Annotated in this window: 10 protein-coding genes and 1 other annotated feature; of the genes, 6 read left to right on the forward strand and 4 right to left on the reverse strand. The window is 29.9% G+C overall.

Going from position 1 to position 14,588, the window contains the following annotated elements; translation table 11 throughout:
- Positions 1-214: 214 nt before the first annotated feature.
- Positions 215-970, reverse strand: coding sequence for a TSUP family transporter (locus B3N22_RS04225; protein WP_286905118.1), 756 nt, complete (start codon positions 968-970; stop codon positions 215-217).
- A 129-nt stretch (positions 971-1,099) separates the two neighbouring features.
- Between B3N22_RS04225 and B3N22_RS04230 the strand changes: the two genes are divergently transcribed.
- From B3N22_RS04230 to tyrS, 3 genes are all read left to right on the forward strand, one after another.
- The gene (locus B3N22_RS04230) at positions 1,100-1,231 is read left to right on the forward strand and encodes a hypothetical protein (protein ID WP_275299576.1); all 132 of its coding nucleotides are present in this window, start codon (positions 1,100-1,102) and stop codon (positions 1,229-1,231) included.
- Between the two features lie 184 nt (positions 1,232-1,415).
- The gene (gene abc-f, locus B3N22_RS04235; RefSeq protein WP_286905120.1) at positions 1,416-3,302 is read left to right on the forward strand and encodes a ribosomal protection-like ABC-F family protein; all 1,887 of its coding nucleotides are present in this window, start codon (positions 1,416-1,418) and stop codon (positions 3,300-3,302) included.
- Positions 3,303-3,331: 29 nt separating this feature from the next.
- Positions 3,332-3,593, forward strand: a binding site (T-box leader).
- A gap of 159 nt (positions 3,594-3,752) precedes the next feature.
- Positions 3,753-4,946: a tyrosine--tRNA ligase gene (gene tyrS, locus B3N22_RS04240; protein WP_286905122.1), complete on the forward strand. Its 1,194-nt coding sequence runs from the start codon at positions 3,753-3,755 to the stop codon at positions 4,944-4,946.
- Positions 4,947-5,206: 260 nt separating this feature from the next.
- Here tyrS and B3N22_RS04245 read toward each other — a convergent pair whose 3' ends face one another.
- Positions 5,207-5,683 (reverse strand): Dps family protein, encoded by a 477-nt coding sequence (locus B3N22_RS04245; RefSeq protein ID WP_073021055.1) that lies wholly within the window; start codon positions 5,681-5,683, stop codon positions 5,207-5,209.
- A 176-nt stretch (positions 5,684-5,859) separates the two neighbouring features.
- On the reverse strand, positions 5,860-6,285 hold the full coding sequence (locus tag B3N22_RS04250) for a Fur family transcriptional regulator (protein WP_073021054.1): 426 nt from the start codon (positions 6,283-6,285) through the stop codon (positions 5,860-5,862).
- 178 nt (positions 6,286-6,463) lie between these two features.
- Here B3N22_RS04250 and B3N22_RS04255 point away from each other — a divergent pair, with 178 nt between their 5' ends.
- Both B3N22_RS04255 and B3N22_RS04260 read left to right on the forward strand, forming a co-directional pair.
- Entirely contained in the window at positions 6,464-7,018 is a 555-nt protein-coding gene (locus B3N22_RS04255) for a rubrerythrin family protein (protein ID WP_286905125.1), read from the forward strand.
- Positions 7,019-7,155: 137 nt separating this feature from the next.
- Positions 7,156-8,112 (forward strand): metallophosphoesterase family protein, encoded by a 957-nt coding sequence (locus B3N22_RS04260; RefSeq protein WP_073021051.1) that lies wholly within the window; start codon positions 7,156-7,158, stop codon positions 8,110-8,112.
- 63 nt (positions 8,113-8,175) lie between these two features.
- On the opposite strand, the gene rsgA is transcribed toward B3N22_RS04260, so the two are convergent.
- Entirely contained in the window at positions 8,176-9,243 is a 1,068-nt protein-coding gene (gene rsgA / locus B3N22_RS04265) for a ribosome small subunit-dependent GTPase A (RefSeq protein WP_286905128.1), read from the reverse strand.
- Positions 9,244-9,606: 363 nt separating this feature from the next.
- On the opposite strand from rsgA, the gene B3N22_RS04270 reads away from it, so the two are divergent.
- Positions 9,607-14,588: SpaA isopeptide-forming pilin-related protein (locus B3N22_RS04270; protein ID WP_286905130.1), on the forward strand; the 4,982-nt coding region annotated here is incomplete at its 3' end.

Below are 14,588 nucleotides of genomic sequence, written 5' to 3' on the forward strand. Positions count from 1 at the left end.
TTTAAGAATTGGGAGTAGATAGTTCCTGTATCTTTATTGGTTATATCTATAATCAGAAAAGCAAAATAAAGAGTTATATTTAATAAAATTAATGACTTAATTATTGAACTTTTGCTCATATCAAAACTCCTATGTGAAATAAAAAATAGCTAAGAACAGATTTAATCTATTCTCAGCTATTTTTTTCTTTAATCTATGTTTCTATTCATACGAATTATAGAACAATTTCATAAAGCATCTTTAAGGCCACTCCTAAAGACATGGTTACAAATAATGGTTTTATTAGTTTAACACCCTTATCCAAAGCCATTCTTGTTCCTACTTGGGCTCCTAATATCATAAATATAGCTACAGGAATTCCAAGTTTATAATCTATCTGCCCCTTTATTGCAAACATAACTAATGATGTTATATTGCTAGTAAAGTTTAAGATTTTAGAGTTGGCACTAGCTCGTACAAAATTAAAAGAAAATACTTTAACCAGTCCAAATATTAAAAATGATCCAACTCCTGCGCCAAAAAAGCCATCATAAAAACCTAATGAAAATGCTAATATTATTCCTAAAAAGATAGATTTGTGAGTAAGACCTTGAAACTTGTCCTCCATTCCAGCAGTTTTAGAAAATAGGCTATAGATACCTACAGATAACAATAATATAAGTACAATGACATTAAGATATTTTGTATCAATAATTAAAACTGTATTAACTCCTAATATAGCGCCTATAAATGTGAAAGGTACTAAAATTCTTAGAATTTTAAAATCTAGGATTTTAGATTTTGCAAATTTAAGAGAGCTAGTGAAAGATCCACAAGAAGCTGAAAATTTATTAGTTCCTAAGGCTAAATACGTAGGCATTCCTGTAAGCATATATGCAGGAAGACTTATAAGTCCACCACCTCCAGCTATAGAATCTACTAAAGTGGCGAAAAAGCCTGCTATACATAAAAATATTAAAGTGCTGCTCATTATACTCCTCCTATGCTGCGATTTATATATCAATATTACTATGATAGCACAGAAATTTATTTAAATATTGATTTTTACTTATATTTACACTATAATTAAACCAAATATATTATTTAAGGAGGGTAGAAAATGAATAATTGCTTTATTGATAGAATGTCAAAAGTTAGAGCAACTTCCACTAGAATTTCAGCAAATTCTATAGTTTACGGGATAGGTGCGTCTAAAATTAGATATTCAATGCAAGAAGCGAGTAATTCATAGTTTACCAGATATATTTTTTATTTAGAGATAGTATCCAGGTAGGGTGTGGCCTTGCCTGGTTTTTTTTATATGTTTTTTTATCTTATCCGGGCAATGTTTTACTTGTGCGGATTTTTCTCTATTTAAAAATATACTTTAAAATTCCACAAGTACATTCCTGCCTAAAATTAAGGAGGATTTTAACATGATCGAATTATCATTAAACAATGTAGAAAAGTATTTTGGAGCTAATAGAGTTCTAAAAAATATAACCTTTGAAGTTAATAAAGGGGAAAGGATAGGTATAGTAGGAAGGAATGGATGTGGAAAAAGTACTGTTTTAAAACTCATTTATGGAACTGAAAATCTTGATAATGGAAGTATAAGTATTAGAAGAGGTGCCTCTATTGGCTATTTAGAACAGATTTATGGGTTTGAAGAAGGGTCAACAGTAAGAGGAATTTTAAATATAGCATTTGATGAACTATTAATGCTTGAGAGGAAAATGAAGTCGCTAGAAAGTATAATGTCAGATGAGAGAGAAGATATTTCTAGGTTATTAAGTCAATATAGCGAGCTTCAGCAAAATTATGAAGTTTTAGGCGGATACGATAAGGAAGAGAAGCTTAGTAAGGTTTGTGAAGGCCTTAAGTTTAAGGATAGTTTTTTAGATAGGAGCTTTGATTTATTAAGTGGTGGAGAGAAAACAACAGTAGTGCTTGGAAAGATACTACTAGAAAATCCAGATATTCTTCTTTTAGATGAGCCTACTAATCATCTTGATATGGAGTCCTTAGAATGGCTTGAAGAGTATCTTAGAAATTATAAAGGAACGGTTATTATAGTATCCCATGATAGATATTTTTTAGATAACGTAATAACGAAAACTATAGAAATAGAGGATTTAATAAGTACTAGTTATAAAGGAAATTATTCAGCTTATGTTAAAGAAAAAGAAGATAATCTATTGCAGCAATATGAGTTATATAAGGTACAACAAAAAAAGATAAACTCAATGGAGAAGTCCATAAAGACCTTAAGAGATTGGGCTAATCGTTCTGGAAATGAAAAATTCTATAGAAGAGCTTTCAGTATGCAAAAAAGATTAGAAAAAATGGAGAAGGTAGATAAACCTAAAACAGAAAAAGTAAATATGCACATTACGCTATCTCAAGGTGATAGGTCAGCTCAGGAAGTGATTAAAGTTAGAAGTGCTTCTAAAAGATTTGAGGATAAGACTCTATTTGATGAAGGTGATTTATTAGTTAGATTTAAGGAAAGAGTAGCCCTAATAGGTGCAAATGGTTCTGGAAAGTCAACGTTATTAAAGACCTTATTAAATGAAGAATCCTTAGATAGTGGAGTTTCAGAGATTGGTGCTAATGTAAAATTAGCCTATCTACCTCAAAATATTATATTTAATAATGAGGAGTTAACTGTATTAGAGTGCTTTAGAGAAGATATAGAAATATTAGAAGGAAAAGCTAGAGAGTATTTATCAAAGTATATGTTTTTTGGAGAAACAGTATTTAAAAAGGTTAAAGGATTGTCTGGAGGAGAGAGAACTAGATTAAAACTTAGTAAGCTTTTATATAATGAGGCGAATTTATTAATATTAGATGAGCCTACAAATCATTTAGATATTGATTCTATAGAAACCTTAGAAGAAACCTTAGATGAGTTTAAAGGAACAATATTTTTTATATCTCATGACAGATATTTTATTAATAAAATGAGCAGTAGAATAGTAGCTTTAGAGGGTAGGAAATTTAACAGCTATTTAGGAGATTATGATTATTATAAGGTTAAGAAAAATGAAAAAGAAGAAATTAAAATAGAGATAAAACCTTTAAAGGTAGAAAAACAACAAAAGACTAAAGCTAACAACAATCAAAATAACAGCTATAAATTAAATAAGTTAGAGGAAAAAATAGCAGAGATAGAAAAAGAAATAAAAGCCTTGGACGAATTGATGGAGACTATTCAAGGAAACTACGAAGAAATAAATAAATGCTTCAAAAATAAAGAAGATTTACAAGTTGAACTAGAACTTTGTATGGAAGAGTGGTTATACTTGACAGAGCAGATTTAATAATTTAGAATGATATAAAATATATATGGTTAAAAGCTTTGAAGAGAATAAGTAGGATTAGGATAACCTTTAAAGAGAGTTCCCGGTAGGTGAGAGGGGCCAAAGGATTTTAATTTGAATACATCTCTGAGCAGCATTCCGAAAGATAATAACTAGTAGGAATAAGACGTATCCTGCACACGTTATAGTGCTAGAGTATAACCAAGAATTTTGGCGTACTTGATAAGGTTTATGTGGTGACGCATAGATGAACTAAGGTGGTAACACGGGATTATTACTCTCGTCCTTTTTATAAGGACGGGAGTTTTTTTGCGCAAAAAAACTGCATACTTAATTATCTAATTATCTAATTAAATAATTAGATAATTAGGAACGTAGATACTTAGATACATAGGTAATTAAGTAATTATCTATGTATGAATATATATTAGTTTAAAGGAGGAAATTTAAATGAAAAGCACTGAAGAACAACTAAAAATAATTATGAAAGGAGTAGATGAGGTTGTAGGTAAAGATGAACTTAAGGAAAAACTTGAAACAGGAAAAGCCTTAACTGTAAAACTAGGATTAGATCCTAGTGCACCAGATATTCATCTAGGTCATACCGTAGTATTAAGAAAAATAAAACAGCTTCAAGATTTAGGGCATAAGGCAGTAATAATTATTGGAGATTTTACTGGAATGATAGGAGATCCTACTGGAAAATCAAAAACAAGAAAACAGCTTACAAAAGAGCAGGTAATAGAAAATGCTAAAACCTATGAAAAACAGATTTTTAAAGTACTTGATAAAAGTAAAACAGAGCTTAGGTTTAACAGTGAGTGGTTATCTAAGTTGAATTTTGAAGATGTAATTAAACTAGCTGCCACCACAACTGTAGCAAGAATGCTTGAAAGGGAGGATTTTAAGAAAAGATATACACAATACGAACCAATTGGGATTCATGAGTTTTTTTACCCTTTAATGCAGGCTTATGATTCGGTGGAAATTAGGGCAGACATTGAACTTGGAGGCACAGATCAGAGGTTTAACCTTCTTATGGGGAGAACTTTGCAAAAAGAATATAAACAGGACTCTCAAACAAATATATTTATGCCTTTATTAGAGGGTTTAGATGGAATTGAGAAGATGAGTAAGAGTCTTGGTAACTATATAGGAATAGATGAGCCTAGTAAAGTAATGTATGAAAAAGCAATGTCTATACCAGACGAACTAATAATTAAGTACTATGAGTTAGTAACGGATGTACATCCAGATGATATACAGTTAATAAAAAAGTCTTTAGATGATGGTGAAAATCCAAGAAATATAAAAATGAAGTTATCAAAAGAAATTGTAAAACTTTATCATGGAGAAGAAGAGGCTAAGGAAGCAGAAGAAAGATTTATTGAAATTTTTCAAAAAGGCAATATTCCTAATGATATTTTAACTGTAAAAGCAACTTCAAGTGGGTTTGATTTAATGAAGATATTAACTGAACATTCTTTAGTTCAAAGCAAAAAGGAAGTTAGAAGACTTATGGAACAGGGTGGAATAAAAATAAATGATACTAGAACCTTAGAACTAGAAAATATTAAATTAGTTGAAGAAATGATTATACAAATAGGAAAAAAGAAATTTATAAAAATTATAATTGAGGATTAGAATATGTACCAGTATTAAAACTCCATGAGCTTAGAAATTAGGCTTATGGAGTTTTTTATATAAATGAAAAAGCTCCCTCTAAGGAGCCAGTTGAATACACATAAAACCAAACCATGATATAAAAGCCAAGGTTATATAGAAATTTTCATTAAGATAAATATTTTTTAAACTCACCACAATCACCTCATTAGAAATTGTGGACAAGTATTTAGAATTATATACCTAAAAATAAATAAAGGAAGTAAAAAACTTCCTTTAAATTATTTAGCTTTATATGCGCTTATCATCCATAGAGCTTTTTCGTAATTTGATATAAATCCAGCTACAAGATCTATAGTTCCTTGATCTTTAGCATCTTCAGCTAAAGTAAGTATTTTTCTTGAATGTTCGACCATTGAAGTAAAATCTTCTTGAAGTATATTAATTGATTCATCTCCAGAGATTCCCTTGCTATCTAATTCTTTAACAGTTGTTAAACCTAAATATTCTTTTAAAGAAGCAGCTGGTCTAAAACCTAATATTAATATTCTTTCTGCAACAGCATCTAAATCCTCTGATATCCCATTATAGAATTCTTCAAATTTTGCATGTAATTGGAAGAAGGCAGGTCCTTCAACATTCCAATGAAGATTGTGTATTTTTGTGTATAGTGTATTTAAATTTGCTAAATAAACATTAAGTTCCTTTACTACATTTTCTAACGATTTTTTTTCTAAACCTATAAAATTTTTACTCATAAATAATCCCTCCAAATAATAAACAAATTTTATAATCATTTAAACTTTGTAATGATTACAATATTATAATAACATTATTGATAAGTGTTGTCAATAATGATTATTAAGAAATTATAAATAAAAAGCACTGTAAAACTTTAATTTTACAGTGCTTAACATACCCTAAAAGAGGAGGATTATTCTTTATTTAAATCCCCGCATTTTTTACAAATACCTTTAAAGTTAAAGTATTGTTCTTTTATTGTAAAACCTTCTAAATCCTTAATGGCAAGATTGTTAAAATCAATATCTATATCATATACTTCATTACAGTTCTCGCACTTGAAATGACCATGAACATTTGGATTAAATAAATCATAGCGAACTTCATTATCCTCTACAGTGATTACTTCAGCTATTTTTTTCTCCACAAATAAATTAAGAGTGTTGTAAACTGTAGTTTTTGATAAAGTTGGAATCTCTTTCACTAAGTTTTCGTATATCTGTATCACATTTGGATGGTTTTTATTTTCATAAAGGTATTCAAATATTCTTTTTCTTTGATAAGAAGGACTTATTCCATTATCTCTTAGGTATTTTTCAACATTATCTATGTTAATCATATATAAAACCTCCTTCAGAGTTATAAACGTTACAATTTTATATTTATTATAATATTATCAGATTTTATTGAGTATGTGAATGGGAATAAACTTATATTAATAGAATATTTAGGTATAATATCCTTCATAAGGTACATAATATAGGGGAGTAATGATTATTTGAGAGGATGTGTTTACAATGGCATTAAAAAATGCGATGACAGCAGATTTTTTACGTTCAGCTTATGGTGGAGAAAGTATGGCTCATATGAGATATCTAATTTGGGGCGATGCAGCTGAAAAGGATGGATATCCTAACATAGCAAGACTGTTTAAAGCTGTAGCTTATGCTGAATGGGCTCATGCAAAAAACCATTTTAATGTACTTAAGAATCAAGTTGGAGATAATACTGTAGCAGCAGGAGCTGTATTTGGAGAAACTAATATAGTAGATAATCTTCAAGGGGCTATAGATGGAGAGCTTCATGAAGTTGAACAAATGTATCCAGTATATCTTGAAACAGCTAAATTTCAAGATGAAAAAGATGCTCAAAGAGCATTTCATTATGCTTTAGAAGCAGAAAAAATCCATGCTGACTTATTTCAAAAAGCTCAAGATAAAGCTAAAGAAGGAAAAGATATTGAAGCAGATACTATATATATTTGTCCTGTTTGCGGCTTTACTGAAATAGGTGATAATATTGAAAAATGCCCAGTTTGCGGAGTAAGTAAAGATAGATTTAAAGCATTCTAAAATTTTATATATAAAAAAATTGTTAATACTTAAGAGTATTAGCAATTTTTTTTAAAATGAATAAAACATGACCATTTTACTAGGAATTATATGGTATAATTTATATAAGTTTAAATTGTTTTAGAGGTGATTTATATATGAAGAGATTTAGAGTGTTAATTATTATAGCTGTGATATTTGTTGTAGGGATTATTGCTAGCTTAGTTATTAAAAACCAAAATGGTCCTGTTAATAAAGATGTAAAAACTGCTGAGATTCCAGATGTAGATCTTTCTTTTGGGGTTTTTGGAGATGTACATGAAAATGTAGATAGTTTCCAGAAGGCCATTAATGACATGTATACAATAAACCCTGGCATTAATGCACTTGTACTAAATGGAGATAGTGTGGACCAAGGATTAGATGTGCAATATAAGTCTATGAAGGATACAATTAATAAAAATAAAGATTTACTTCCTGACAAGATAATAAAAAATATAGGAAACCATGAATTTTTTGATTATGAGCATGGGGAGAATTCAGCAGAAGATGTTCAAGATTTCATAAGTAAATATTTGGACTTTTCAGGAGAAGATAAGGTATATCATGATACTTGGGTAAATAACTATCATTTTATATCTTTAGGATCAGAAGATGGGAATTCCGAAACTTTAAATTCTGTAAAAGCTTATATTTCTCCAGAGCAGCAAAATTGGTTAAAAGAAAAATTAGCGGAGAAATATGAGAAGGGTAAGCCTATATTTGTATTTTTACATCAACATTTAAGTAATGGTAAAAATGGTGGATGGGTAGGTTCAGATCAAGCTGATGAGGTTAGACAAATATTAGATAAGTATCCCGAAGTTATTCTGTTTACTTCACATACTCATAGAGATTTAACTGAAAGTAGTGTGGTTTTAGATCAACCTTTCACAACTATTCATACTGGAGCAATTCATTACACAATAATTCCAGATGAAAATAGTGAAGGTGGAAGAAGAAATGAACCTTATATTAAAGGATTATATGTAGAGGTTAACGGAAATAAGGTTACTGTTAAAGGTAGAGATTTTAAAGAAAAACAATGGATATTTAGTAAGGAAATTTCAAAATAATAACTTAATAGGTTAAGTGGCTATTACAAAGGAATTTGTAATAGCCACTTTTTATCTTAATTTTTAAAATATATCTTTATTTTTTCTTTGAGATTTGTTAATCTTAATAAATTCTTTTTTCTTTTCCGATTTAAGAGATTTATTTATCTTAGATTCCATAAATAAAGCTTCTTTTTTTAGCTTTTTGTAACTATTAAAACGATCCAAGGATAAGGTGCCATTTTCTATAGCTTCTTTTACTGCGCAGCCGGGTTCAGTGTTATGATTACAATTTGAGAACTTACACTTATTAGAAAGTTCCTGAATATCAGAAAAGGAATCATCTATGCCATCCGAATTATCTAAAAGCTGAAGTTCCCTCATACCAGGTGTATCTATTACAGCCCCATTAAAAGGTAGAGGAATTAGTTCTCTATGAGTTGTTGTATGCCTTCCTTTATCATTAAATTCACTAATATTACTTACTAATTGCTTATCTTCCTCTAATAATTTATTTATTAAAGTTGATTTACCAACTCCAGAAGAACCTAAAAATGCTATTGTAGAACCATTTGTTATTATAGACTTCACCTTATCAATTCCTGCATCTTTAAGGGAACTTACTACTAGAACTTCTATACCAATTGCAGTATTATAAACCTCAGATAATTTATCGTCTAAGTCTTCACATAAATCTGCTTTAGTCAGAATAACTACTGGGGTAGCCCCACTATCCCAAGAAATGCTTATATATCTTTCTAATCTTCTTAAGTTAAAATCTCTATTTAAAGACATACAAATAAATATAGTATCTATATTTACTGCTATAATTTGCTCCTCAATAGTGTTTCCAGCAATTTTTCTAGAAAGTTTACTTTTCCTAGGAAGTATTTTATTTATAATTGCATCACCAGAAGAGCCATCATTTCTATCTAATACAACCCAATCGCCAACTGCTGGGTAACTTTCTCTTCCTTGAGAGCTATAAAGAAGTTTTCCAGGAACCTTTGCAATTAATGTATCTATATCAGTAGTAACCTTATAAGATCCCTTATGCTCTGCTATGACTCTTCCTAAATAACCATCTTTATAAATCTCAAAATTATTTAAAATTTCTTGATTTAAACCTATTTTTTCTAAATTATTATTCAACGCTGAATCCTCCAATTTAATTAAATTTGGGTATAAAAATACCCGAGAGTAGTTCAAATAAATTACTCTCGGGTAAATAGCGTTAAATAAAATGAATTCTAAGCGAATTTAACTCCGGAGTAATTGTTATTAAAAACCAATATTTCTGATATATATTTGCTCATAAAACATCACTCCTTTCGTTTAATACCTAATAAGTATAGCATTTTATTTTAATATGCACAAGAAGGTAAATAGATTTTCCGTAGTTTTGATTAAATGAGAATTAATGTAATAAACCTTATTGAGTAAACATAATATAGATTACCAAACTATGTAAATTGGGATTGCATAGTTAAGTTTATTTCAATAAGGAGTGGAAAAATGAGAAAAAGAAAATTTTCAGTGTTTACAGCTATACTTACATTGTTTATGCAGCTTGTTTTTATAATACAACCTGCTAGTGTTTTAGCCGAAACAGGAGAAGATATTACAGGTACATCTAAGTTTCAGATTACTAATGTAGAGATCAAAAAGGATAATAATGATACTGAATTGGGGGAAAATGTAAAAAAAGATTCAGCTATTTTTATTAAGTATAGTTGGATGATTCCTAATAGTGAGGATGTTAATCCAGGAGATTATTACACACTTCAATTGCCAAAGGAAATTAAAATTGTGGCCCCAATTAATCAAGCTATAAATGCAGCAGATGGAAAAGTTGCAGATATGAATATAAATACAAATGGATTAGTAAAGCTTACTTTTACTAATTTTGCAAATAATTATTCGAATGTAACAGGTAACTTCTATGTAAACTGCCATTTTAAAGCCGATGAGATAGGAACTAATAATCCAGTCGAGATTATATTTAATATCCCAGGCAAATCTGAGCCAGTAAGAGTTAATATTGATTTTGAACAACCAAATCCATCTATTCAAAAATCAGTTGAATATAATAAGGCTACTGATGAAATAACATGGAAGATAGTAGTTAACAAAGAGAATGTTAATGTTGCTGATGTTAGTATAGAAGATACTATAGAAGTAGGACAAAAATTTATTGCAAATTCAGTAACAATAAATGGGCAGCCAGCAAGTAATACAAATTATAATTATGATGAAACTACTAGAAAGTTCACCTATAATCTTGGAGATATAACTAAGCAACAAACCATAATATTTAAGACCAGCATACATGACGATTTAGCAATTAAGGATCAAGGAGATTACACGTATAGGAATAAAGCTACTTTAAATTATAAAGATGATGGTAACCCTAAGAGCGTAACGTCAAATAATGCATCGGTTACTGTTCCTATAAATTTAATTAAGAAGAGTGGAGAATATAAAGGAAATACCAATAAGAAGATAGACTGGACAATCACTGTAAATGAGAGTGGTAGAACAATTAATAATGCAACTGTAAAAGATACTCTTCCTAAGGGATTAAAGCTAGTAGAAGGAAGTTTAAAATTAGATGGTAGTATTCTTCAGCCTAACCAATATCAATATCAGTTTGTAGATTACCAAACAGACAGTATTCTTGATATTAATTTAGGAAATATAACTGACAAAAAGGTTATAACTTTTACAACTGATGTTGACATAAATGTTTATAATTCCAATAATCCAGTAGGATATAATAATAAGGCTGTTTTATCGGGAGAAGGAGTAAAAGAAGGAACGTCTTCAAATAATGGAGTAGGATTTACCCCTAATATTATTCAGAAAAATGGAGCAGGCTATGATGCAGCTACAGGAATAATTACTTGGCAGGTTATTGTAAATAGTAATGAAACAAATGTAGGAGCTGGAGCGGTAGTTACAGATAATATTGAAGCAAATCAGAGTTATATAGAAGGTTCTGCCACTATAGATGATGGAAGTAATGGATCTTTTATTAACTTATCCAGTAGTCAAGTTGTATATAAGTTTAATAACGCTTTTAATAAAAAGTATGTAATAACATTTAAAACTCAAGTAATAAACCCTACTCATTATAGAGCAAACCATAGCGAGAATTATAAAAATATAGTTAATTTAAGTGCACCTAATATAAATCAAAATACTACAGGATATCAGAGGGTAGATAGCGAGATAATTAGAAAAGAAGGAGTAAGCTATAATTACGCTACAAGAGAAATAACGTGGAAAATAGTTGTTAATAGAAATAAAATGCCAATAACTAATGCTGTTGTTACAGATGCAATTCCGAATGGACATGATTATGTGGCTGGTTCAGCCACTATAGATGATAGTACAGCAGGATCTTTTAATAGTGATAGTAATATAGCATCTACAAGAATATTAAAATATACTTTTAATGGCACTATAAATAAGACATATACAATAACATTTAAAACTAAGATTATAGATTTAAGCATATTTAATACTAGTGGAAATAGAACAGTAGAAAATACAGCAAGTATTACTGGAAATGAGATACCAACAAATGGAGATAATGATAGTACAGGAAGTAAAACTATTAGCAATGAAATAGTTAGTAAGACCTCTAGTTATACTAATGGTAATGCTTATATTGATTGGACAGTAAAAAGTAATCCTAACTGGAATGTTCCTATGTCTGGAGCTACTATAACTGATATTTTACAAGATGGACTTTCACTAGATACAGATACAGTTGAACTATATAAAGCCTCTGTAAACTCTGAGGGGGTTCTTGTTCAAGGAGATAAAGTAACTCTTACAGGGGAAAATGTAAAGTATGATATTAATACTAGAAAGTTTAATTTTACTTTTCCTCAAAACTCTGGTTCTGGAGCATTTATTCTTAAGTTTAGAACAGATGTATCTAAGACAGGTAATTACACAAATACAGTTAATTTTAAAGCTACTGGAATAAGTGATGAAGATGGTACTACTCAAACAGGAGTTTGGTTTTCAGATGGAGGAGGTAGTGCCACAGGAGATACAACTGGAATTAGGATTATAAAAACTGATGGAGATTCTAAACCATTAAAAGGAGCTATATTCCAGCTTATAGATCAATACGGAAATGTTAAGGCTGTTTCATCAGCTACAGGAGATGATGGAGTTGCTTTATTTGATAAGCTTAAATATGAAAGAAATTATTCAATTAAAGAAATAACAGCACCAACAGGATACACTCTTAATAGCAATATATATACCTTCCAAGTAAAGAATGGGTTAAATCAAGGGACATCTTATGATAGTGTTGATGGAGTGCTTAAGTTCTCAAGTAGTGACAATAGTAAGAAAATAGTAACTTACAAATATAAGGATGAAATATTAAGAGGAAGTATTCAACTTCACAAAGCAGGGGTTGAAGAAGATATTGAGGGAGCAGTATTTCAACTTTATAAAGAGGATGGAACAACTCCATTTAAGGATTCTAATGGTAATAATATAACATCAACTAGTAAAAAAGATGGGATAGTATTATTCACTAATATACCTTATGGAAAATATAAAATTAAGGAAATATTTGTACCCTCACCATATAGCCTTTATAAAGGTGACATATCAGTAGATTTAACAAGTTTAACTGCAAACGGACAAGTTGTTTATGCTAATCCATACAATGTATATAATTCTAAAATTAAAGGCTCACTAAAAATAATTAAAACTGATGAAGAGAATGAAGATAGAATAAAAGGGGTAACAATAGAAATCTATGATAACAATAAAAAGAAAATAAATATGGGAATAACAGACGGCAATGGGGAAGTTCAGTTTGATAATTTGGTGTATGGGGATTATTACTATAGAGAAGTTGCAAAACCAGATAATTATATATTAGATAACTCATACCATGCATTTAAAATTGAATCAGATAGTACAGTTTTAGCTCCACAAATAATAAGATTTACTAACAGAAAAATAAAGGGGAATATAGAATTTACAAAGATAGGGGAAGATTCTGATAGCAGTAAACTTAAAGGAGCAGTATTTGGACTTTATCAAAATGATGGAATAACTCCAGTTAAAAATTCTAATGGAGAAGCTATAACTTCAACTAGTGGAGATGATGGAAAAGTTCAATTTAAGAACATTGAATATGGAAGCTATAAAGTAAAAGAGATAACTGCTCCAACAGGATATAAAATATCTACGGAAGTTTTAACAGCAGTTATAGGGAAAGATGATAACGGAAAAACTGTTAAACCTGAAAGTGGAGATAAGCTTAAAAACATTAAAATAAGAGGGAATATAGAATTTACAAAAAAGGGTGACTTGTTAGATAAAGAAGCTCTTAAAGGGGCAGAATTCACACTTTACAAGGAAGATGGCATTACACCAGTTACAAACTTATTAGGTAATATAACCTCAACTAGTGATGAAAATGGAAAAGTTAGATTTAATAGCATCAAATACGGAAAGTACAAGATAAAAGAGACAAAAGCACCAGAAGGATATAATTTATCTAAAGAAGTTCTTAGTGTAAATATAACAGAAGATGGTGTTACTGTGATACCAACATTTATAAGTGGGGTTGCTGCAAATGTAGTTATAAATAAACTTATAACTGGAGGAATAGAAATCTCAAAGACAGATATTTCAACTTCAGCACCAGTACCAGGAGCGACAATAACTATCTATACTAAAACTGGGGACAAGGTAGTTGAAGCTATAACTGGAGAAGATGGAAAGGTTAAATTTGAAAAACTAAACTACGGAGATTATTATTTCCAAGAAACAAATGCCCCAGAAGGATATTTACTAAATACAGATAAACATGAGTTTAGTATAAAAGAAGATGGAACTATACTAAAAGCAAGTTTAACTAATACAATGATAACTGGAGGAATAGAAATCTCAAAGACAGATATTTCAACCTCAGCACCAGTACCAGGAGCAACAATAACTATCTATACTAAAACTGGGGACAAGGTAGTTGAAGCTATAACTGGAGAAGATGGAAAGGTTAAGTTTGAAAAACTAAACTATGGAGATTACTACTTCGTAGAAACAAATGCCCCAGAGGGATATTTACTAAATCCAGATAAGCATGAGTTTAGTATTAAGGAAGATGGAGCCATACTAAAAGCAAGTTTAACTAATACCATGATAACTGGAGGAATAGAAATATCTAAAACAGATATATCAACTTCAGCTCCAGTACCAGGAGCAACAATAACTATATATACAAAAGATGGTACAAAGGTAGTTGAAGCTATAACTGGAGAAGATGGAAAGGTTAAATTTGAAAAACTAAACTACGGAGATTATTATTTCGTAGAAACAAATGCACCAGAAGGATATTTATTAAACCCAGATAAGCATGAGTTTAGCATAAAAGAAGATGGAGCCATACTAAAAGCAAGTTTAACTAATACCATGATAACTGGAGGAATTGAAATCTCAAAGACAGATATTTCAAC

Source organism: Clostridium sp. UBA1652 (assembly GCF_002320975.1).
Lineage (GTDB): Bacteria > Bacillota > Clostridia > Clostridiales > Clostridiaceae > Clostridium_T > Clostridium_T intestinale.